This window comes from Pseudoalteromonas aliena SW19, from assembly GCF_014905615.1.
Lineage (GTDB): Bacteria > Pseudomonadota > Gammaproteobacteria > Enterobacterales > Alteromonadaceae > Pseudoalteromonas > Pseudoalteromonas aliena.
In genome coordinates, this window is the sequence record NZ_AQGU01000025.1 from 1,109,685 (window position 1) to 1,132,590 (window position 22,906).

The following is a 22,906-nucleotide window of genomic DNA, read 5'->3' on the forward strand; positions in this document are numbered from 1 at the left end:
TCTACAACGACATTCGCATTACATCATCAATGCCATTGAGTACTTTATTGCGCATTTCCATCAGCATTGAAAAACTTAAACTTGCCTTTTGGCTTGCAACCATAGCACCAACAACATCTTCACTTTGCCCAGTATCAACAGCTTTCATCATATCGCCGGCGATATTTTGTTGTTCATTAATAGAGCGCACAACAAATTTGAAATCTTCACTTATACTCACATCTGAATTAGGGATAAGATTTGGTTCAATTCGATCGGAGGCAGCTAACTGCTGCATTTCCGTCATTTTTCCAAGCATCATTCGTTGACTTTCGATCGGTGACATTAGGGTTTCCTTAAATTATGCGATTGCATCTATGTCTATGCCGTATTCACGCATAGCAGCAAGTTTATATCTTAATGCTCGAGTACTAACCCCGAGCGCATCGGCTGTTTGAGTTCGGTGACCTTTGAAGCGGCTTAGCAAACTATATATGTAGTCAAATTCAGCTTGTTTTTTATTTTCTTTTAATTGAGATGAGCAAAAGCTCGCTGCCGGAACTAAGCAATGAGGCAAATTAAGATCATCCGATTGAATTTCTACACCCCGTGCCATAACGAGGGCTCTTTGCATAACATTTTCAAGCTCTCGGACGTTTCCTGGCCAGTTATAACAAAGCATGACATCCGCAGCTTGCTTGCTAATATTAAATTCAGACGTACCATACTTTTTTATAAAGTAATGAGCTAAAGGTATTATGTCGTCTGTACGATTACGAAGTGCAGGCCAGCTTAGTGGTAACACATCTAGGCGATAAAATAAGTCTTCTCGAAAAGCGCCTTTTTCGACCTGCTCTCTTAAAATTTTATTTGAAGCGGCTATAACTCTAATATCAAGGTGAACCTTTTGATGGCTACCTAATCTTTCGACTTCTCGCTCTTGTAAAACACGTAATAATTTTGCTTGTAAATCAAGTGGCAGCTCGGTAATTTCATCAAGTAAAATTGTTCCGCCATTAGCCAATTCAAACTTACCTGGTTGCGCGTTTATAGCCCCAGTAAATGCGCCTTTGTTGTAGCCAAATAACATTGCTTCAAGCATATTTTCAGGTATAGCAGCACAGTTAACCGCTACAAAAGGTTTATTTGCGCGCTCTGATGCTTTGTGAATAAAAAGGGCTAATTTTTCTTTACCTGTTCCCGACTCTCCAGTGATTAACACACTGGCTGAGGTTTGTGCAGCGCGATTAGCTAAACGAAGCACTTGTTGAGATTTTGTTGAAACAGCAATTAAATCCTCAACACCATGCTTCATCGAATTCGCATTTCTGATAGTGTTTTTAAGTTGTTCTTCAAAAAATGGTTTTAATAAGTAGTCGACAGCCCCACCAACATTGATTGTTTTTGATGCGATCTCACTTTGCGATGAATCAACAAGCGAAACGACTTGGGTCATAGGGCAAGTTCTGCGCAAAAGCTTCACAAACTCGACTAATTCAATTTGTTGAATATCGGCATCAACAAAAATGAGCTCTGGTTTATTACTAATGCAATAACTAACAGCATCAGCTACGGAGTCTGTATATAAAAATTTAAAACCTTCAGATACAACCGTTTGCTTAAACTCAACATCTGGCTGTTGTTCACTGATCCATAAAAGGTATTTTTGGCTCATGTTATCCTCTACAAAACTCATTTAGTCGTATCTCGGAACAAACGAATTAAAACACGACGGTTAGACTCTCGTCCTACCTTTGAATTCTCTACTACGGGGTAACGTTGGCCATGAGCTCGAACCTCTAACATATTTTTAGGCAAACCAAACTCAACCAAGCGAGATGCAATATCATCAGCCCTTTCTTTAGAAAGTAGTCGATTCGCTAAAGGCGACCCTACATTATCGGTATGACCATCAATCATTACTTTGGTCACCTTTGTATCAAGCGATATATAACGTACTAAATCTTTCAAAAAAGCTAAATCAGCCACTTTTTCGACGATACGTTTACCGGTTTCAAAATATATTTCATAATCCCTCGCTTGTTGCCAAGACAACGGTGATAAATCTGTTAAACAGTGCTGGTATTGATCAATTGCAAGATTACTATTTGTATTTGTAAAAGTAAGTCGAACTTGCTCGTCGCCAAAACCAATGACGCTGTCTAGCCAACCACCTTGCTTTATAACACGCAGCAAAGTACTGACGTTCGCGTCAAATGTAACTGTATTATTATTTATGTCAGCGGAGAAAAAATTCAGTTGAGGGGGGGATACGCGACTTGATTGCCAATCAGCTTTTCTAGAAAGGATTTGGATATCGGTTATTTTTTTATCTGATAATAACCAATTAAAAACCAGTTTTTGAGGCTCTGCAGGCACGCTAACTATTTCTAGTTTTGCATAACTATCGAAGGTTTGCTCTAGGCTACAAAAAAAAGACGTTTCTTTTGCTGACCAAAACCCTTGCTCATAATTTTGAATAAAACTTTGCTCTGCTGCTGTTACTTTGTTAATCGTAAAAATAACAATGCAAAAAAAAGTAAAAACTCTAACTTTTAAAAATATATTACCCATGAGTATTCCATACAACATTAAACCGGACCAATCTGGTCTTTATAATATAAACAGCGAAATGCATTGAATGCAGTTTTAGCACCAAACACTATCACTAAGTTAATGTGGCCCCACGATCTTAGTTAACACCTTAGACTGGTAGCTTTGCGTCCTACACTTTCGTGAAGTTTGCCATTTAATTCTCTTAAATATTCCGATTCTAAATAGAATACCTGCTAGGCAATACTAATGCGTACGGCCTAGCCAACAATTAGACTATAGTTAATTATTATTAAATGCAAACATAATTGCATTTAATTCATTACTGGTTCATAAAAGCTAGAACTTTATTATTATCATCCCAGAGAACCTAATATATCGACTCTTACAAAATCAGGAATTTCATTATAAGAAAGAACAACTAACCCACCTTTCGTAAACGTTTTAGCATATCTGGCCAAAAGAGGCCTAAGCTGTGGAATGACGATTAAGGTCGGCGTTACACCTCTTGATTTCATATCATCAACAAGTAACGGCATCATACGCTGAAACTGCCCTAACAAATTAGGGTCAACAGGAAAGCTATCTAATGAGACCTTGCCCGCTTGCATAGCTTGATCTAACGAACTTTGCATTGTGCTTTCAAGTTTCTCATCTAGGCTATATGCTGCCAGCTCATCACGATTACCCATAACCTGTTTTACTAATACTTTTTGCAAGGCACAGCGCACATCAGATACTAATAGAATCGGATCTTTTGTTACTTCAACACTATCAATTAAGGTTCCTGCAATAGTTACAATGTCCTTAATACTTATATGCTCCCTTAACAGCAAGCGTATAACTTTTAGCTGCAGATTAGTGGGCAACGCTTTTTCAAATGTTTCAGCTAAACTTGGCGATATTTCTTTTAAACGCTCATTTAATCTTTGCACATCTTCATAGCTAAACAACTCATCTAAATGATCTTTAATTACCTTGCCGGTATGCGTAGCAATAACCGTGCCTAAGTCGACAACGGAGTACCCCATATTCAAAGCTTTTGCTTTACTGTCGTCTTTTATCCAAACGGCTTCAAGCCCATAGGCCGGATCTGTAGTTATTTCCCCATCGAGTGTTCCGTACACATCACCTGTATTTAGTGCCAGTAACTCTTTTGCATTCAAATGGCCATTTGCCACCGCTACGCCCGCTAGATTAACTTTGTACTCTTGAGGGTTTAACTTTAAATTATCTTTTATTCTAATTTCTGGTAGTAAAAAACCGAGTTGCTCAGAAAGGTTTTTTCTCACCCCACGCAATGTTTTGACAAGTTCCTCACCTTTATCTTTATCTGCTAAATAAACGAGACGAAAACCAAGTTCAACCGCCAATTTATCGACGTGAGAAATATCGCGCCACTCTAAGCTAGCTTGTTGTTCACTTAAAATAGTGTCAGTTATTTGTTCTGCTTCAAGTAAATCTGAGGTGGGTTGTGATTTTTGCAATCGCCACGCTACATAAAATAGAGGCGCTGCGAACCCCAAAAATGCCACGGTAGGCATTCCTGGTACAATCCCTAAAACCACCATAATTAAGGCGGCAGTTAAAATAACACGAGGTGAAGCTAAAAGCTGCTTCCCTACTGTTTCACTGACATCGCCTTCATCATTCATTCGCGTAACAATGATTGCGGCCGCTACAGCAAGTAATAAAGAAGGAATTTGTGCTACAAGGCCATCACCGATAGTGAGTAATGCAAAACGCTGAAACGCCTCGGCTAAACTAAGGCCATGTTGAAATGCCCCAATAGAAACACCACCCAGTAAATTAATTACGAGAATAATTAAACCGGCAATTGCATCGCCGCGAACAAATTTAGAGGCACCATCCATCGAACCATAAAAGTCAGCTTCTTGAGCTATATTTGACCGTCGTTCTTTTGCTTGTTCAGGACCAATTAAACCCGCATTTAAATCTGCGTCAATGGCCATTTGCTTACCTGGCATTGCATCGAGTGTAAATCGCGCAGCCACTTCAGAAATTCGTTCACCACCTTTGGTGATTACAACAAAGTTAATAACCATTAAAATAACGAAAACAACGATACCAACAACATAGTTTCCGCCAATAACAACTTCACCAAATGCTTGAATAACTCGCCCTGCTACATCTGAGCCTTCATGACCATGTAATAATACGACACGAGTAGAGGCGATATTAAGGGTTAACCTCATTAACGTCGCGACTAATAAAATAGTAGGGAACACAGAAAAGTCGAGCGGCTTTTTGGTCGAAACAGCCACTAAGAGTACTATAATTGAAAGCACTATATTAAAAGTAAATAACACATCCAGTAACCAACCTGGCAATGGTAAAATCACCATTGAAAGTATCGCTAATAGTATTACGGGAATAGCTGTATAAGGTCGAGTAAAACTGCGCCAGTTCAAATTATGACTCCAACATCTAAGATTTTTGTAAGTTTTTAGGAATTTTTAGTTTAGGTAAAGGTGCAGGTGGTTGCCCACGGCCTTGTTTATAGGCTTTTAACTGCATTACATAAGTTAAAACATAAGCAACGGCTGTATATAAACCGTTAGGCACTTCTTGATCTATTCGGGTCGAAAAGTATATTGCACGCGCTAAAGCGGGCAACTCTATAACCTCTTTATTATTTTGACGAGCGACTTCTCTAATTCTTAAAGCCATTTCATCCACACCTTTAGCGACTACATAAGGTGCTTTGGCTGCACTTTCACTGTACTTTATTGCAACCGCATAATGTGTTGGGTTAGTTATAATAACATCGGCAGTAGGTACTCGCTCTTCAACTTTACGATTTGCTTGTTGAAACTGGATTTGCCTAATTTTATTTTTTATTTCAGGGCTACCATCAGAAGATTTCCGCTCTTCTTTGACCTCTTGGTGCGTCATTTTAATTTTTTTAGAGATTTGATGCTGCTGAAAAGGAACATCAATTACAGCAATAAATAACAGTAAAGTGACTGTTATCATTAACGATAAAAACAAAAGTTCAATTCCCTGCCCTATTGCCACTTTCACATCCAAATTTTGCAAAAACATGAGCTGCATCCACAATTTGGTCAAAAACGTATATAAACAGATAGCAAGCAGCGAAATTTTTAATATCGACTTAACCAGTTCCACTAATGACTGTATGCCAAACATTTTAGCTAACCCTTTCAAAGGGTTTAATTTACTAAATTTTGGAGCCACAAGTGACATTGAAAAAACAAAACCACCAGGTAAGCACCCTGTGATCCACATCGCAATGAACATTAAAAGCAAAAAAGGCGTTAACGTGGATAACATATCCAGCACGGCTTGCGCTAAAGCAATCGGCATCATTTTTGTGTTATTAATAATATTATGATCAAGCTGCATGCTTGTGCTCATTAAATCTGCAAATAGCTTATAAAATAAATTGGCAAACCAAAGTAAACCCGAAATACCCACCATGAGTAAAATAGCCGTATTCAACTCTTTCGATCTTGCGACTTGTCCGTCTTTTTTAGCTTTTTTTAGACGTTTTTCTGTGGGTTGTTCTGTTTTTTCTTGGGAGCTATCTTCAGACATAACTTATCTCATAGCCTCCGTAAACGTAGACAAAACATAGTAAGTTAGTGAAGAAAAAGAGCTTCCAGTATATTCCAATGTCATAAAAACACAGAAAAACCCCATTAACAGAGACATAGGAAAACCCAGCACAAATATATTTAAAGAAGGAGCTGCTCGACTCGCAACACCAAACGTTAAATTAACTAATAGCATCGCAATAATCCCAGGCATAGAAAGCAATAGAGCTGAAGAAAACATCCAGGCAAACAACATAATTATTGATTGAATATTAAACTCATAAATACTTCTACCGATAGGGAACAGTGTAAAACTTTCGACCATTACATTGAGTGTAATTAGATGCCCATCCGCTGCAAAAAATAATAAAGCGCACATTATCCAAAATAACTGCCCTAATAATGCCACCTGATTCCCGCTACCAGGATCCATAACAAGTGCCATAGATAATCCCATTTGCATAGACAGTATTAAGCCTATCATTGCCATAACTTCAAACAGGATCCGTAATGACAATCCCATCATTACACCAAAAATAATTTGCTCGGTCGTTAAAATAACCGCATCTAAAGAGAATATATCAATTGCAGGCGCAAGCGGTAACTGAGGAGCCACCAAAAAAGCAAGCATCATTGAAAGCATTATTCTTGAACGAGGTGTCACTGCAGGATTATCAAAAACAGGCATTGACCATAGTAGCGCTGAAAAGCGAACAAATGGCCACCACATAGTCCCAATCCAACTCACTAAGTCAGCAGCAGACAATGATAAAAGAGAGCTCAACCAAACACCCCAGGAAGCATAAACTTGAGTTTATCAAACCAGTCTATCATTACCTGTAACATCCAATGTCCTGCAAAAACAATCATTAACAACGTCAGTAACATTCTTGGTAAAAAAGTAAGAGTTTGTTCTTGGATTGATGTTGCACCTTGAATTATTGCAACAACAATACCCAAAATAAGCCCAGGCACAATCAAAACCAATATTAGTTTAATAATTGTATACACTGCACTGGCAATAAGTTCTACAGACATTTCTGGTGTCATGGTGACATACCAAATGTAGCGGCTAATGTACCGGCAATCATCGACCAACCATCGGCTAAAACAAACACCATTAATTTAAAGGGCAAACTAATTATTAAGGGCGATAGCATCATCATACCCATCGACATCAAAACACTACTTACCACTAAATCTATAATCAAAAATGGAATAAATAACATAAACCCAATTTGAAAAGCGGTTGTTAATTCACTTAGTACAAAAGCAGGCATCAAAACTTCAAAAGGAATTTCTTCAGCTGTTAATGTGGTTGGCTCATTTGCGATTAGCAAAACTTGCCTTAGCTCACTTTCACGAGTTTGCCTTAGCATAAAAGCGCGCAGTGGTTTCTCTGCTGTTAGTAATGCTTCTTCTAAGCCAATTGTTTCAGCCTGAAAGGGTTTATACGCATTTTGATACATATCTTGCCAGACCGGTCTCATAATGAGCATGGTAAGCATGAGTGATATTCCAATCAAAATTTTATTGGGAGGGCTTTGTTGAAGCCCCATAGCCTGTCTTAAAATGGCCAGTACAATAATAATTCGAGTAAAAGAAGTAAGTACCATCAATAAAGCGGGGATCAAGCTCAGCACAGTCATCAGTAACAGGATTTGTAACTTGACGCTATAATCCTGCCCCTGCGCTGTATCCTTTAAAGAAAATAGCGTAAGTTCTTCAGCATTTAGCCAACCTGGTACTAATAGTAATAATAGTACTAAGCTGGCTTTTAAAATTACGCTTTTATTCATTTGATTACGCTTCCTCTTGCTCAGAAGCTTTTTTTGTAATGAATTTCAGACCATATTGTCCTTCTGTCATAACCACTTCTGCTTTAGCAAAGAAAATGCCATTTACTTTAACATCTAAAGGTTCACCTGCAACTTTGTCTAGCCTTAAAACATCACCATCTTTTGCCTGGCTCAATTCGCCTAGTGTAATTTCGGTACTGGCAACTTCTAAAGTAACTAATAACGGAACATCTTGAAAAAAAGACATATTTTCAGCATTTCCTTGTGTTATCGATTTCCCTTCAAAGTCATCCATTGCATCTAGGTCTAAACCAGCTAAAGCGTTATCAAGATTTTCATTCATAATTTATGCTACTCGTTTCTTTATTTGTTAATTCTGTGATTTGAAATGCTAGGCCTGTATCTTGTTCTACAACCTGGCCTTTAAAAATATTTTTATTACCCAGTTTAAACAGTGCCGGTTCATTAAGTTCAATCGGCAAAATTTTGCCATTCATGCACTCTTTTAGCTGTTTGAGGGTCACTTTCTTCTTTGCCATTTCTATTTTGCCTTGCACTGCAAATTGCGGCCAAGCGTCCATAGAAAGGTGTTCTGCATTACTTTCTTTATGACTAATTGTCTTTGTTTTATCGCTAAAAAAAGTAATTGGTAGCCAAAGAAACCAGCTTATAACTTCATTTTCTAAAATAAAGCGCACTTTAAAAGCCAAATAATTTAATGGATCTGGAAGCTCTTCATACTTTTGAACTTCACCTAATAAAGTGGAGCGTTCTTTAAAGAGTAAGTTTTGCATTCCTTGGATCTGTCTTTGTAATAAACGGCAACATATTCTATTTTCAGTTGAACTCAGCTCTGCAGGTAGCTCAACGTCCTCATCTGATGAGGGATTTAAACTATTAAACTGTCCACCAAGGCAAAGATCGGCTGTTTTGTGGGCGCTTTTATAATCTAACGCTAAATAAGCAAAGTCTTCTTCTGGTACAAATAAAGGTGACTCAATAAAGATGCGAGGCGACTCTTTAAACCAACTTCTTATCACCGAATGATTACACTGAGATATATCAATATCAAAGCGAGTGTCATTGAAAAGCTGAGCAAGCTCTAATTCAAAAACCTTTCGCATATTTACTTTTACTTCATCCGCTTTTTTTGCGGCATAATCTAAAACACGCTGCTCTAAAGTAAGAGGAAAAGAAGTAACATCTTCAGAATCTTTAGCTTTAATTAATTTCGGCCTAAAATTTACATTTTTGCGCATATCAAAACATTTCCTGATTCATTTTTTTCATTTCAATCTTTGCTCTTTTTTATACTGAGCCTGCTGCTGTAAACGCGTGACTATTGTACTGCGTTTTTTATCATTTTTAGTCGTCCACTCCACACCTAAAAACGCCAGCTTTTCATTCACTTTTCGACGATACATTACCTTACCAACCAAGCGGCTATGCTCATCAAAAACGACTGTTACTGTATCTGGTATTGTTTTTTCATTTGGAACTAATAAGCCAACGCCACCTAAACTAATGTCTTTTGCAACCGCGTGACAAATTGAAATATCAAAGAAAAAGTTTCTTAATAGTTCAACAGAAACCCCACCTCGCTGAACAGCTTCTGGCTCAAAGTTGTCTTTAGGATTTAAATTCCAGCGTTTATAATTACGTTTGGTTTCAAATTCACTACTCATAACTACCTTCTAAACGTAGTACAGGCTTATTCGCTGTTGCAGCTCTGGCCGATTTATTTACTGGGCTGTCGATATTATCATTGTTAAACAATTCATTAAGCTCTTTTTCAGCCTTTTTTGTTAAAATTAACAGTTCAACTCGTCTATTTTCACTAGCCGTTATATCATCTTTATTTAAAGGACGATTTGAAGAAAAAGCATTTACCTGTAAAACACTGTTGATTGGCATGCCTCCGGCAGTCATAACGCGCCTTGCTTCTTGCGCCCTTGCCCCCGAAAGATCCCAGTTTCTTGAGCTTCCATCTTTAAACGTACTTGCATCACTGTGCCCAGAAATAATGATTTTATTACCAATGCCTTGAAATAAGCCGCCGAGATGTAAAAATAAATCTTCAAAAAATGGGGTCATTTCTGTTTTCGAACGCTCAAACATTCTATGGCTATCATCATCTCGTATAATAACTCTTAAGCCTGAAGGCACTTCCTCTACTAATAAGTTATTTTTCAATAGGTCTTCTTTTGTTAAATCTTGAAAGCTTTTCAAAAGTAAACTTAGCTCTGAAGACGCTTTAAAATCACTGTTAATCACTGAATTTAATTCTTTACCTTTACCTGCTTTAGGATCTATATCGCCTTTAGGTATTTGCAAAAATTCACTCATACCCGGTTTTGGTGAATCAGGTGGCGTATCTCCAGATTTGAAATGTTTTACAACAGAAGGTGAACCGCCAAGATCAACAGGGAAAGGACTATTTTGAGGATCAAAAATAGCAGGACCACCATCAAATACTGAATGAGTTCTCATATAATGCGCTATTTCTTCACGCTCAGATTCGTTGGTAATGGCCATAATCCACATGACCATAAAAAAAGCCATCATCGCTAACGTAAAATCAGCAAATGCCACTTTCCACGCTCCTCCATGCGCTTCCGCTTTTGCTTTTCTTCGGCCTCTTTTTATTATTATTTCATTATTTTTTTCCATAACTAGGCGGCCTTATTATTTATCCATTCTTCCATAGTGGTAAAAGTAGGCTTAATTTCTTCATTGATTAATTTTCTACCCGAGTCAGTAGCAACAATAGGCACATGCCCTTTTGCATGAGCAACAAGCATCGCACGTACACATTCAAGCATTGCCATTTGTTTTTTTACATATTGCTCCATCGCAGAAGCTAAAGGCGCAATTAAACAATAACAGGCAAATATACCTATAAATGTTCCTACTAACGCAGCCGCAACATGATAACCAATTTCACTCAATGCACCGTCAAGGTGTTGCATTGTTATGATAATCCCACCTACAGCCGCCAAAATACCAAAACCAGGCATCGCCTCTGCTGTATTTGCAAGGGCATGCGAAGGCTTTAATTTTTGTTCTTCTATTGTATAGATTTCTTGCTCCAGCATGGCATCAAAATCATGTGATGTAATTTTACCCATACTAAATAAACGTAAGTTATCGCAAATAAACGTCACTAATTGAGGAAATTCATACACTTTTGGGTAAGCAAGAAATATAGAGCTTGTTTCAGGGTTTTCAACATGCTCATCTAAGCCTTTAATCCCTTTAACGCGAGCCAAGTCAAGCAGTGAGTAAATAACTAACAACAGATCGTGGTACAACTCAGCGGTATTACTTCCTTTGCCACTTATAAATTGGTATTTAAGTTGGCTTAACATTTCGGTTAAAACATACTTAGAGTTGCCAACAATAAGAGCTCCAATACCTGCACCCAGTATGATCACAAATTCAGCTGGCTGCCACATAGTTGCAATATTGCCGCCGGCGAAGGCAAAGCCGCCAAGTACTGTACCTAGCACTACTAGTAAACCGATAACTCTTTGCATTATTTATCCCTCAGATATTAAATTTGTTGAAGCTTTTTGGTTAGTGTTTCGAGCGCTCTTTTATGTAACTGGCAAACTCGAGCTTCTGTAAGTTCAAGAGTGAGTGCTATCTCTTTCATATTCATTTCATGTGTATAATATAACTGTAAAAGCAGCTTTTCTCGGGTATTCATCCCGCTCATTGCTTTTTTTAACATCAATACCGTATCGGCTTTATCTTCTGAACTAGGTGAGGTAATTGACAATTTGGGATTATCTTCAAGTAAGCTCTCCAAACTCTCAATAGCTTCTGCTTGTTCGCTATACTGAAGTTTAATTAATTCATTATGCTCAATGTTAAGCGCATCACACAGCTCAGTATCTGTTGCCTCTCGACCGTGTTGCTTTCTTAATGTGCGTGTCATGTCACGAAGTTGATGAGACTGCTGCCTTAACTGCCTAGGTCGCCAATCTAAGCGCCTAAACTCATCAAGCATCGCACCGCGAATACGTTTAAATGCAAAAGCGGTAAATTTTTCATCTATATCTCGACCATAGCGCCTGAGTGATGATAATAAAGCCACCAAACCTATTTGTTGAATATCATCGTTATCAACAAGCACGCCAACTTGTGTTCGCATGTGCGCTGCCGCTCTTTTTACCAAAAAAGAATACTGGGTTAACAACTCAGTTTCTTTTGCCGGTGATAGCGTCACGAGGGGCTCTGATGTGAGCTCACCCCACTCTTCATTCAGCAACATACTAAGCGTATCCTATTGAATGAATACATTAGTGACGAGAACATTATCTAACCTTAAAGGCGTTTTATTTATTAAAACGAGGTTAAATTGCTCTAGTAATAGTTTTTGGACTGCATCGATATCTTTAAATAAAGCTTTTACGTCAGCATGACTCATATTCGCAAATTGCTTTACCAGTACATTACGCAACAATGGGGTTGCTTCTGCAGCATATACTTTATTATCAATATAAGGCGGAATTACCAAAACAAGATCCAACACTAAGTAGCGTGCATAACTCTCATCCGACACACTAATTATAAATCGCTCCATCTCATGGTACTGCGATTCAGTTATGTTCGCTTCTGTATTCGTTGAGCCTGCATCTCCTTGTTGATTAGAGTCACTATCGAGTAATTTACCAGCAAAAAATGCACCTATAATCAAAACTAAAGCGCCAACGCCTAATATTATTTTCTTCACATTTACCTCACTCTAACCAATATTAATAGTTATACTAATTTGTTTAACCAGCCTGATGATACTGTTTGTCTCAGTTCATCGTCTTGCTCGGTGTTATCAACTAACGAAATGTTTTCAGCGACCTTTTCGTCGCTATTGCTATGTTGTTGCTCTTGTTGTTTATCATCAAAATTTAAATCTACCGACACGCTACCATTTTGAGAAAGCGTTTGACGCAGTTGATCCAATGTTTGCGCAATAGCATCTCTAACTTGTGGATTGCTGGTTATTAAACTAACTGACGTTTTATCTCCATCAACACTAATAGAAATGTCTATTCGCCCTAAATTCGGAGGATCTAATCTGATCTGCGCTTTTTGTAGTTGCTGCCCTATTTGCAAATTGACCTTATCACCTAGCACATTGAGTAAGCGTTGCCCCCACTCATTTGGTCCACCCTTGAGCTTTTCTTGCCGCCATTGGAATGTATCAGCTAAGGATTCATTATGTGCAAACGGGTTAAGTACAGCTGCTTTTTGAGTTAATAAGTCACGGCTTTCAATGCTAAAACTATTGGGTAGTGCATTTAGTGTGTGCTTGTGCAAATCACTCTTATGAGTAGGTACTTCACTGATATTCGTATCAACTGAATTAACCTTGCCATTTACCGTAGGTTGTATTGATGAAGGCCGAAGTAGCCCTTGCAAACTTTGAAGTGCGATACCCGAGTGCTGTAAATTGTTATTTTTCGTTACTGTATTTAGCTCTGTATTAATAATTTGGGCCGCAGTATCTAGATTACCTACATTAAAGCCGTTATTTAAAACTGCGTTTGATTGCTCTGCATTTAAATTCACTTGAGCAGTTGCGGGGGCACTCTGCAACTTTGTTGAATTTAGCGCACTATTTATGGCTTGCTCATTAATAAGCGAAGCAGTTGCAACCTCCTTATTGGGGGGCGTTTCGGGTAAATTAGCTTGTTCAATCAGGGGCTCATCTAAAATAGCCGCGCTGTTTTCACTCTCTGCAATTTGTGAAGGTATCTCATTTAAAGTGTTGAGACCTGAACTTTTATATTGTCCAATTGAATTTAATAAAGGGTGATTAGCCGGTTGCTCTGGCGACACTTCAACGGGTTCTATAAGCAAAAATTCATCGCCTGTATCATCATCAATAGAATCTTCGTTAATTAACTGCGCGCTGTTTTCATCCATCTCTTTTTGAGTAGACAAAGCATGCTCGTCAAACGCAGGTTCGTTAACAGCAGAATCAACTGCATTCGCGTTACTTATTATTTTTTTACTGCTTGTAACATCAAATTCAGCTTTCGATGCAATATTGCCAAGTTGAATATTCATAAATCACTTCCTTCGCTCAGTTCTTTATACGCTTCAATGCCTTCTTTATTATTTTGGTGACTTTGCATTTTCACTTTGATATCTGATTGCTGTTTCGCAATTACACTTATAATTTTTGTATAGCGTTTTTTAAGTGATCTACGCTGAGGCTCTATTGAATCAAACCAAGGTTTTTTTTCAGATAAGCCAAGCAATAAGTGCATTTTTTTATCGGCTTCCTTTACTTTAAACCAATTGTTATCTTGAACTGCTCGCTCCATAGCGCAAAGTAACTGTTCAATTTTTTGCTCAGTTTGCTTCTTAGATATATCCATGAACAGTATCAACCTATAATAAAACACATTGAAATATAGCAAAAATCAAGCCAATAGCAACTCATTGTTTTTACTTAATAAAAACATTAAAAACCACCCAAAACGGAAGTTTAACTTCCGCTGCGGAAGTAGCTTGGAAGTAACTCAGCCCACTAACAAAAAAACCAGCTAAAATTAGCCGGTTTTTGTTAACTAACCTGAACTCTGGTTAAGAGGTTTACGTATTGAATCATGGTGACATTTAAATTTATTCTCTCTAGCCAGAAACAAGGCGAATTTACGCGTCAATAGCTGGCCTATTGCAAGTAAATTCAACGCAGTTAGTGCTGAAAATAGTTCAATAACAAGACTAAAGTTATGATACATAGTTGTTCCCAGCAATTGCTCTCTGCATTACCCTCCTGCATCCATGCAGTCGACTATAAGTAGTCAGTGAGTTGTTTAATACGCTAGAATGGTCATGTTTTTATAAAATGGGTATAACATAAATCATCAAGCTATTTGCGTACCCAATCCTTGCCAGCCTTCCTGCAAGTTCGTCATTACCACACGTGTTGAATCTATAAATGCCAAATCATTTTTTAAACTAGCTTGCAATAATGCTTGCCCACAGTGCTGGTAAAGTTTCTGCATGTTTAATGCAACCTCTCCCCCTTTATCAAGGTCAAGTGATGCTTCAAGGCCCCCGAGTATGCGCATTAATTTTTCAATGCTCTCGGCTTTTTTATCATAACGCTTTTGAGTAATATGCCCTGAGGCTCTTTCTAGTTCATCCAAAAAGCCATCAAATAACATCTGTACCAATTTATGTATATCTGCGCTCGCCGCTTTCGCATCAACAGACGTGCTTTTATAAGCCGAAAAGCCATCATTTAAATCTAACATTCTTAACCCCTAGCTTCCAAATTGGCCCATTGTAGATTCTAATTGCGCAATAGTCTGTTGCATTTGCGTAAATTGCGACAAATAACGCTGATACACCTGCTCCATTGAGGTGTTATGGCTTTTTTGTTGCCTCACTACAATATCTAAACTTGACTGTAGTGTATTTTTTTTGTCCGTCATTAAGCCATAGCTTTTTGTATAAGGCTCCACTCGTTTTTCAAGCTTAGACATCAAACCCGTTTCACCCTGAAGCATTTTAGTTAATGCCTCTGGGTCGTTTGTCATAGCAGCTTCTAATCGTTCATTATTGATTGTTAAATTACCGCTACGATCAAACTCAATACCTACTGAATAAAGCGTTTTTCCTTCAAACGTACCCTGAAAGTCATTTCGTAATGAACGAGCAAGACCAGAAGCCATATTATCTCGCTTTAAATTATCGTTACTTGTAATACCGTTAACTAAGCTATTAAAGGCATCAACAAAGCTTTTAACATTCGCTTTACTTGATTCTTGATCTTGTGAAACCGTTACATGAATAGGGCTATCACCTAGCGCTTGCACCTTCGTTAAGTTTAACGTTACGCCTTCAATCACATCTTCAAGTTTATTCGTTGTTGAAGTAATTGTCAGCGCAGAGCTTGCACCTAATTTTATAATAGAATCTTGGGCTGCGGTAAGTTCTGTTTTAGTGGCAATAGCATTGGTAATATCAGCGCCATTTGCATCAGCCCCTGCAGTAAAGTTTAATGAGACCTGGTTAGCCGCCCCAGACTCTTCACTGGTCATCACTAGAAAAGTTTCACTGCCAGAGCGCATTAATGTAGCTTTTACGCCACTATTATCTGCATGGCTATTTATAGCACTGGCTAAATCACTTAATTTTGCATCAGCACCCAGTGTAGAAAGGTCAACACTGAACGAATCCCCAGCTAAATCAATATTAAACTCACCATCTGTGCTTAACGTTTTTGTTGGATCAAAACTTAACGCTACTTGATGTGCTTGGGCCAATTGCTCGACAAACACATCATAATCGCCACTTGTTGCCTTACCGCTTGCCGTTACACTTAAAGATCCTTCATCGCTTAGCGTTGCACTATTACTAAACAAACTTGTTTCAGTTTTCAACCCAGCTTTTAAGTCTGTATAAAAGCTCGTTAAGTTACTTTTTAAGCCATCAAATGCTTTAATTCTATTAGTAAAATCACTATTTTTATTATTTAAAAGCTGATCTTTTGATGCTCGTTCAATTTGTGTATATTGACTAGCCAAATTAGCAGGGTCGATACCTAGTGCTGATAAACTCATTATATTCTCCAAGTATTTATTTTAATAAATAAAAACTCCGATGAATTTTTATTTATTAAAATAGCTATAAAAAATATAGCTATTTTAGTTTTACAAAACTAATTAATCCGTTAATGAACTAAATTATTAACGAAGTAATGAGCCAATCATTTGTGTTGTGCTGTTTGCTGTACTAAGCACAGAAATGCCTGAGTTCATTAGTAACTGTTGCTTTGTCATATTAGACGTTTCAGCTGCAAAATCAGCATCCATTAACGTACCCACAGCCGCTTGAGTATTTTGTTTCATGTTTGTTACGTTATTCATAGTGTGATCTAAACGATTCATAGACGCACCTAATGTAGAACGTGCAGTACCGATCGTGTCAATTATTGTATTAACTTTTGCGATTTCTGCTTGCGCAGTTGCAACAGTTGTAAATGCAGTAGCAGTACCATTAGCTGTAGTTACCGCGCCTAATTGAGTAGAAATATCTACCTTAAGTGTCTCCGCAGCACTTGCTCCCACTTGAAAACTTACTTCACCAGCACCGAATTTCCCAGCTGCTGCTAGTAATTTAGTGCCGTCACCAAAAGAGGTATTATCCATGATATTTGTAAGCTCTAGTGCTAATGCTGTGTATTCAGCACTTTGAGAAGCCCATTCTTTTGCGCCATTAGTATCACTTGAACCTTGTGTTGCCAGCTCTTTCATTCGATAAGCAATATTAGTCATTTCGTCAAACGCGCCTTCAGCTGTTTGCATCATCGACATAGCGTTATTACCATTGTAAAGACCTGCTTCTTGACCACGTACTTGTGCGTTTAGGCGCGAAGCAATTTGTAGACCTGCCGCATCGTCTTTTGCTGAGTTAATTTTAAAACCAGATCCTAAACGCTCAAGCGCAGTAGATAAATCGTTGTTACTACGACCTAATTGATTTTGAATTGACATTGACGCCATATTTGATTGAATTGATAAAGCCATGCTTAATTTCCTTTATGTTTTTTTAACGCTACCCACACTTTAAAAGCATAAATAGCAGTGACTAATCATTTAGAGCGACCACATTAAGAAAAAACTAAACTTTATTTTGATTTTATTATTGTTATGAATGTTTGTACTGACATTTATAGTGACGCTAAATCACAAACAGCCCTCTAAAAAACTAAATAGTTAGACTCAACACCTACTACAAACAAAAACAGCCGCACTAAAAGTGCGGCTGTTTTTATTTACTTATCGATTACTTAGTTTAAGTAACCTTTCGCTAAACTATTAACGAAGTAACGAGCCAATCATTTGTGTTGTGCTGTTTGCAGTACTAAGCACTGAAATACCAGAATTCATTAATAACTGTTGCTTAGTCATGTTAGATGTTTCAGCCGCAAAATCAGCATCCATTAATGTACCTACAGCCGCTTGAGTATTTTGTTTCATGTTTGTTACGTTATTCATAGTGTGGTCTAAACGGTTCATTGACGCACCTAATGTAGAACGCGCATCACCAATACTATCAATTATTGTGTTTACCTTTACTATTTCAGCTTGCGCTGTTGTAACATCAGTAAATGCAGCAGCACTAGCTTGTGCAGCTGTTACTGCTGTTAATTTTCCTGAAATATCAACAGCAAGTGTTTCTGCTGCACTTGCACCTACTTGAAAGCTCACACTAGCAGCAAACTTACCACCGGTTAGTAATTTAGTGCCATCACCAAATGAAGTGTTATCCATAATATTTTTCAGCTCTAGTGACAGTGCTGAATACTCGGCACTTTGAGAAGCCCACTCTTTAGTACCATTGGTATCACTTGAACCTTGTGTAGCTAGTTCTTTCATGCGGTACGCAATATTAGTCATTTCATCAAACGCGCCTTCAGCTGTTTGCATCATCGACATCGCATTATTACCGTTATAAAGACCCGCTTCTTGACCACGTACTTGTGCGTTCAAGCGTGAAGCAATTTGTAGGCCTGCTGCATCATCTTTTGCTGAGTTAATTTTAAAACCAGACCCTAAACGCTCAAGTGCCGTAGATAAATCATTGTTGCTGCGACCTAGTTGATTTTGAATTGACATTGACGCCATGTTTGATTGAATTGATAAAGCCATGTTTATTTCCTTTCGTTTTTAGTTAGTATCTGCAATTTAAATAACGTGTGTAATTAACGCCTAACCATAAAGAGCGACCAAACTTAGGAAAAACTAAACTTTTTTTGTTTTTTATTTTCATAAGAAAATATGCTTAAAAATACGCACCTTAAATTCAAGAATTAAATAAATCTACATGAGCGTAATTTTCTTTACTCACTTAAATTCAATTTCCATCCACAAATCAACCATTGAAATAGCGTAAACAGATCAATATATAACTCGCAATAAGTCAATTATACTTACTGGGAAACATTAAATATTGGCGTGCGACCCATAGTTAGCGGTATGAGTACGACTTATTTAATATAAATACTCCACATGATAAGACGATTGCGTGTTTAGTTTACAAATTAAAAACCGATGAAATTAAAAACACACTTTTGTCTTAATGGTAAATTATTTTCAAAGGATCATTTTAACTATTGACCGATCCCGCCAGTATGCCAACATAGGGTTATTACCTATTATCAATATACAAAGTGTCAACATGCCTTGTGTATATCCAAGAATTAGAAAGGGCATGGGAGCAAGATGGCATGCAATGGGCAAAGGAGTTGCAAACTTTCCTGAAAGAAATCAATCAACATCAAATACATAACCCCGAGCTAGATGCAGACACAAAAGCGCACTATATAGAGAGGTATCAACACATATTGGCTCAAGGTGACGTTAAATGCCCTCCACCAGATGAAAATAGCCGTGTAAAAGGCCAGCACGTGATATTAAAGCGAATAAAATCCAGGCCGTTGTTAAAGCTGTTAAGAAATTATCAAGATGATGTCTTACGCTTCATGGCGGAAATTGCGGTTCATGAAAAGATATCAGGGTGTTTCAGGAGCATGCAAGGAACAGAGATGTTTTGTTTGATCAGAAGCTATCTCTCGACTTGCAGAAAACAAGATGTATCTGCAAGCTTAGCACTTGAGCTACTCTTCAAAAATCAGCTACCTGATATATTTATTAAAGGTGTGGCTGAATAGTTACCGTTATAAAATATTAATTACAATGTTATTTCTAATTAAGGGAATATTGCACCATATTACGCGTTACATTAGCTTGCGCCATGATAACACTCACACTATTAGCACCGGCACTGAGCATTTGTTGTTTTGCATTACTACTAAGATTTGTAAGCGCTTCACTGTTATCAAGTGAGCTTGCGGTATCTAATTGCTGTAGCTGGGCAAGTAATTGCTGTCTCTTAGCTTGAACTTTCATTAAATTAGCTTTTAAGTGTCGTTGTGCGTTTTGTATTCTATCTCTATGCTCTTGAATAGACGCATTTTTATCTGCTATTTTTGCAAGTTCATTTAAAGGATTATCAATATCATTTAATTGTAATGAAATTGGATTTCCGGCGGCTACACGCACACCTTGACCACTAATTACCCATGGTTCTAACAAAGGGCCTGCGTTTTCTTTTTTTGCACTAAAAAGTAATCGATTTTCACGACTCAATTCCACACTAATTTGATGCTGCGAAAATGCATTTTGTACAGCACTAAAGTTAGCACGCTCATCCTGGTTGGCAGGTAAACTTAAATTCAATGATTTGCCACTTCTACCCATAAGTAACTGAATATTTTCATCATGTGGACGTTTACTTATAAGATCCATATTTGCATTAAGCTGGCGTGTAATTGGTCTATTTGGATCATTTGTTCTTAATTGAGCATCGAGCCCAGAGCCTTTTCTACTCGCCGCATTTTGTAACATGGTAATTTGCGAGCTGATACCGCGCTGCTGCATTGCTTGAGGTTTAGTATTAGCGGCTTGCGTATTAAGTTGTTGCGAAAGCCTTTCTAAGCCAATAAATAAATTACGAATGGTTGCTTCACTTTGCTCTGCTTTTGCCAGCTCTTGACTTAAAGCGCCTCGAATTGACCAATTAGTTAATACCTGAACCTGCTCTTGCTTAGCAACAATCTTATTTTTCCAAAGATTATTAGCCGAATCTTTTGAAGATGTAACGACGCCACTAGATTTAGCTGTATTAGCCGGCTCCAGAGATTGAACTTTTTCGCTACTTTTAACGAGCATGGTATGTTCCTGGTATTATAATTAAATATACGAAAACAAAGAGAGTTTACTTACATTTGAATAAACTTGCATTGATGACTCGTAAGCCGCTACTGACTCTTTTAATGATACAAATGCTTCAGGATAGTCTAAAGAGCTTAAATCGTCACGAAGATTAACCGTAAAAGTTTTTATATCTTCGTTACTTGTAGTTACTGAGTCAAGTGATGCCATTGTTGCACCAATTGTAGTGACTTGACCACTAATCGTGCTCAAAAATCCTGCAAGCTTATCTATCATCACTCTTGATTGTGCACCAACGCCACCGGCAGGCGGGTTATTAACATCAACAAGATAATCTTTCATGGCATTTAAAAAGCCGGCACTAGGGTCGAGGGCATCACCAATAATATTATTAATAACACTCGAATCATCAGACACAGATACTTCCCTAACTATGCTATCCCCACTATAAGCGTAGTTACCTGCACCATCAATTTGAAAAGGTTTGTCGTCTGTTTTACTTCCCGAGAAGTAATATTTACCAGCACTATCTGTCGCATTAAGTAAATCAACGATTGCCGGAAAAGCAATACTCATTTCTTGCCCAAGTGCTTTAATTTCAGTATCACTGTATGAGCCATCAGCAGCCGTTGTAATTAAGCTCTGCAATGAATAAATTTGATTCACAATACCTGTTAACTGCACCTCTTGTTGACCAAGTGAAAAATTAACCGCATCCATATTCGTTTTATACTGCTCTAGCGAATCAATTTCTGAACCTAAATTCATCAGCATTACAGTCCCAAGTGGGTCATCTGATGGCTTTAGTATTCTTTGATTTGTACCAAGCTGAACAGATTTTTCATTAAAGATCCCAGCATTAGTTTGGATGTTTTGAATAGAATTTAAATGATATTGATGGCTACTAACTCGCATTATATTTTCCTTTAAAACATTTGCAGTAAAGCATTAAACATTTGATCTGCTGTGCTAATTACTCTGGCGTTAGCGCCGTACATTTGCTGAAAATGCATCAGACTTGCAGCTTCTTCATCCAAGTTAACGCCACTTAGGCTGTCGCGCGCAGCAATTGCATTTGTGTTTAAACTCGACGCGGTAGCAATACTGGTTTTATTTTGTTTACTCGTAATTGCAAGCTCCCCAACCAGTAAAGTAAATCGCTCTCCTTTACCTGTCATTGCCGACAATATATCAGCAATATTAGAGTTATCACCAGGGCCTGTTGTACTGCTATTTTTGAATGCAAGTTCATCTTTACCCATATTAGGATTAATACTTATGCTACCTAACGGGTTTAATGGATCATATTCGAATAAAGGAATACCTGCATTGTTATTTAAGTCAAAGCCGGCAGTTAGCGCTGTATTAACATCATCAGCTAAGTCTTTTACTAAGCTGTTTAGACTCGCTAATGTAGGTTTTATAATATCTTTTTCTGCGCTGATCAAGCCGCCAAAGTGCCCGCCAACATGTTCATCGAGTTTAAATTCTTGGCCTAAAAAATGACTACTAACGTCTGTATTATTAACCTTTATTGACGCAGCTTTAGTACCCACAACTAAAGGGGCACCACTTAACGTGCTAATATCTAAAAGGCCAGAATCACGTTCAACGATAGACACGCCAATATGTTCAGACAATTGGCTGATTAATCTTTCTCGGTTATCTTTTAATTCAGCACTGGGTTGGTTGTTTGCTATTGCTTTACCAATACTGCCATTTACTTGTGCTATTTGCTGGGTAAGCGATGTAACCTCAAGAGACACATTACTCATTTCTGAGCTCAGCTTTTTTGATTGCCCCTCTAACGCGCCATTTATTTGCGCAAAATCTTGCATTAAACCTTCAGCAGCTGATAAAAACTGTTGACGATATGCTGGCGAGTCAGGTGTCGTTGATGCTGCATTTAATGCATTGCTTAACGTTGTAATTGAGGCGTTTAAATTAAGCGAGTCGGTACCAACAACCTGTTCAATAAAACCTAAATACGTTTGTTTGTTTTTATAGTATGAGGCGTCAGAGTTTGTGCGCCAAATATCATCATTTAAAAAAGCATCTACGATGCGATCTACCGAAGAAACCTCAACGCCGCCTAATTGAACACCCGTTGTTTTAAACTGTACAGACTGTCGTGAATAACCTTCCACTGCTGCATTTGCAACGTTTTGCCCTGCAACTGTAAGCGCTACATTTGCAGCATTAAGTCCACTTAATGCATTGTTTAACATCGACATAA

The 22,906-nt window shown here is 37.9% G+C and carries 25 protein-coding genes and 1 riboswitch; of the genes, 1 reads left to right on the plus strand and 24 read right to left on the minus strand.

Going from position 1 to position 22,906, the window contains the following annotated elements; translation table 11 throughout:
- Position 1: 1 nt before the first annotated feature.
- The 21 genes from PALI_RS10550 to PALI_RS10650 all read right to left on the minus strand — a co-directional run bounded on the left by PALI_RS10550 (position 2) and on the right by PALI_RS10650 (position 18,585).
- Positions 2–325, minus strand: a complete 324-nt coding sequence (locus tag PALI_RS10550; RefSeq protein WP_182703002.1) for a flagellar hook-basal body complex protein FliE — start codon at positions 323–325, stop codon at positions 2–4.
- 15 nt (positions 326–340) lie between these two features.
- On the minus strand, positions 341–1,654 hold the full coding sequence (locus PALI_RS10555) for a sigma-54-dependent transcriptional regulator (protein ID WP_193155807.1): 1,314 nt from the start codon (positions 1,652–1,654) through the stop codon (positions 341–343).
- A 17-nt stretch (positions 1,655–1,671) separates the two neighbouring features.
- Complete coding sequence (locus PALI_RS10560) at positions 1,672–2,553, minus strand: OmpA family protein (protein WP_193155808.1); 882 nt, start codon at positions 2,551–2,553, stop codon at positions 1,672–1,674.
- 100 nt (positions 2,554–2,653) lie between these two features.
- Positions 2,654–2,736: riboswitch (cyclic di-GMP riboswitch) on the minus strand.
- Positions 2,737–2,888: 152 nt separating this feature from the next.
- Positions 2,889–4,964: a flagellar biosynthesis protein FlhA gene (gene flhA, locus PALI_RS10565; RefSeq protein ID WP_182702999.1), complete on the minus strand. Its 2,076-nt coding sequence runs from the start codon at positions 4,962–4,964 to the stop codon at positions 2,889–2,891.
- Positions 4,965–4,980: 16 nt separating this feature from the next.
- Entirely contained in the window at positions 4,981–6,111 is a 1,131-nt protein-coding gene (flhB, locus tag PALI_RS10570; protein WP_077538716.1) for a flagellar biosynthesis protein FlhB, read from the minus strand.
- Between the two features lie 3 nt (positions 6,112–6,114).
- Positions 6,115–6,894, minus strand: a complete 780-nt coding sequence (gene fliR / locus PALI_RS10575) for a flagellar biosynthetic protein FliR (protein ID WP_077538718.1) — start codon at positions 6,892–6,894, stop codon at positions 6,115–6,117.
- The gene (locus tag PALI_RS10580; RefSeq protein ID WP_077538720.1) at positions 6,891–7,160 is read right to left on the minus strand and encodes a flagellar biosynthetic protein FliQ; all 270 of its coding nucleotides are present in this window, start codon (positions 7,158–7,160) and stop codon (positions 6,891–6,893) included. Before PALI_RS10580 ends, fliR begins: the two co-directional genes overlap by 4 nt.
- Entirely contained in the window at positions 7,157–7,909 is a 753-nt protein-coding gene (fliP, locus tag PALI_RS10585; protein WP_077538721.1) for a flagellar type III secretion system pore protein FliP, read from the minus strand. Before fliP ends, PALI_RS10580 begins: the two co-directional genes overlap by 4 nt.
- 4 nt (positions 7,910–7,913) lie before the next feature.
- A complete protein-coding gene (locus tag PALI_RS10590; RefSeq protein ID WP_077538723.1) occupies positions 7,914–8,252 on the minus strand; it encodes a FliM/FliN family flagellar motor switch protein in 339 nt (112 codons plus the stop codon).
- Positions 8,245–9,168, minus strand: a complete 924-nt coding sequence (locus tag PALI_RS10595) for a FliM/FliN family flagellar motor C-terminal domain-containing protein (RefSeq protein WP_193155809.1) — start codon at positions 9,166–9,168, stop codon at positions 8,245–8,247. Before PALI_RS10595 ends, PALI_RS10590 begins: the two co-directional genes overlap by 8 nt.
- A gap of 27 nt (positions 9,169–9,195) precedes the next feature.
- The gene (locus PALI_RS10600) at positions 9,196–9,594 is read right to left on the minus strand and encodes a PilZ domain-containing protein (protein WP_077538727.1); all 399 of its coding nucleotides are present in this window, start codon (positions 9,592–9,594) and stop codon (positions 9,196–9,198) included.
- Positions 9,587–10,579: a flagellar motor protein MotB gene (locus PALI_RS10605; protein ID WP_077538729.1), complete on the minus strand. Its 993-nt coding sequence runs from the start codon at positions 10,577–10,579 to the stop codon at positions 9,587–9,589. The genes PALI_RS10600 and PALI_RS10605 overlap by 8 nt, the downstream gene beginning before the upstream one ends.
- A 2-nt stretch (positions 10,580–10,581) precedes the next feature.
- A complete protein-coding gene (gene motA / locus PALI_RS10610) occupies positions 10,582–11,445 on the minus strand; it encodes a flagellar motor stator protein MotA (protein WP_077538731.1) in 864 nt (287 codons plus the stop codon).
- Between the two features lie 17 nt (positions 11,446–11,462).
- Positions 11,463–12,185, minus strand: a complete 723-nt coding sequence (locus PALI_RS10615; RefSeq protein ID WP_138585928.1) for a FliA/WhiG family RNA polymerase sigma factor — start codon at positions 12,183–12,185, stop codon at positions 11,463–11,465.
- A gap of 12 nt (positions 12,186–12,197) precedes the next feature.
- On the minus strand, positions 12,198–12,647 hold the full coding sequence (locus PALI_RS10620) for a flagellar basal body-associated FliL family protein (protein WP_077538735.1): 450 nt from the start codon (positions 12,645–12,647) through the stop codon (positions 12,198–12,200).
- Positions 12,648–12,676: 29 nt separating this feature from the next.
- Positions 12,677–13,984, minus strand: a complete 1,308-nt coding sequence (locus PALI_RS10625; protein WP_193155810.1) for a flagellar hook-length control protein FliK — start codon at positions 13,982–13,984, stop codon at positions 12,677–12,679.
- Positions 13,981–14,298 carry a hypothetical protein gene (locus tag PALI_RS10630; RefSeq protein WP_138585926.1) on the minus strand — a complete coding sequence of 106 codons (318 nt, stop codon included), beginning with the start codon at positions 14,296–14,298 and terminating at the stop codon, positions 13,981–13,983. The genes PALI_RS10625 and PALI_RS10630 overlap by 4 nt, the downstream gene beginning before the upstream one ends.
- A 492-nt stretch (positions 14,299–14,790) precedes the next feature.
- Entirely contained in the window at positions 14,791–15,183 is a 393-nt protein-coding gene (gene fliS / locus PALI_RS10635) for a flagellar export chaperone FliS (protein ID WP_193155811.1), read from the minus strand.
- A 9-nt stretch (positions 15,184–15,192) separates the two neighbouring features.
- Positions 15,193–16,494, minus strand: coding sequence for a flagellar filament capping protein FliD (gene fliD / locus PALI_RS10640; RefSeq protein WP_193155812.1), 1,302 nt, complete (start codon positions 16,492–16,494; stop codon positions 15,193–15,195).
- Positions 16,495–16,620: 126 nt separating this feature from the next.
- Complete coding sequence (locus tag PALI_RS10645; RefSeq protein WP_193155813.1) at positions 16,621–17,460, minus strand: flagellin N-terminal helical domain-containing protein; 840 nt, start codon at positions 17,458–17,460, stop codon at positions 16,621–16,623.
- Positions 17,461–17,751: 291 nt separating this feature from the next.
- A complete protein-coding gene (locus PALI_RS10650; protein WP_193155814.1) occupies positions 17,752–18,585 on the minus strand; it encodes a flagellin N-terminal helical domain-containing protein in 834 nt (277 codons plus the stop codon).
- A gap of 578 nt (positions 18,586–19,163) precedes the next feature.
- Here PALI_RS10650 and PALI_RS10655 point away from each other — a divergent pair.
- Positions 19,164–19,607 (plus strand): hypothetical protein, encoded by a 444-nt coding sequence (locus PALI_RS10655; protein ID WP_193155815.1) that lies wholly within the window; start codon positions 19,164–19,166, stop codon positions 19,605–19,607.
- Positions 19,608–19,641: 34 nt separating this feature from the next.
- Here the strand turns inward: PALI_RS10655 and PALI_RS10660 are convergent, their stop codons facing one another.
- The 3 genes from PALI_RS10660 to flgK are packed head-to-tail and all read right to left on the minus strand — an operon-like array spanning position 19,642 to position 22,904.
- Positions 19,642–20,667: a flagellin gene (locus PALI_RS10660; RefSeq protein ID WP_193155816.1), complete on the minus strand. Its 1,026-nt coding sequence runs from the start codon at positions 20,665–20,667 to the stop codon at positions 19,642–19,644.
- A gap of 21 nt (positions 20,668–20,688) precedes the next feature.
- Entirely contained in the window at positions 20,689–21,585 is an 897-nt protein-coding gene (flgL, locus tag PALI_RS10665) for a flagellar hook-associated protein FlgL (RefSeq protein ID WP_193155817.1), read from the minus strand.
- An 11-nt stretch (positions 21,586–21,596) separates the two neighbouring features.
- Positions 21,597–22,904 (minus strand): flagellar hook-associated protein FlgK, encoded by a 1,308-nt coding sequence (flgK, locus tag PALI_RS10670; RefSeq protein ID WP_193155818.1) that lies wholly within the window; start codon positions 22,902–22,904, stop codon positions 21,597–21,599.
- Positions 22,905–22,906: the final 2 nt, after the last annotated feature.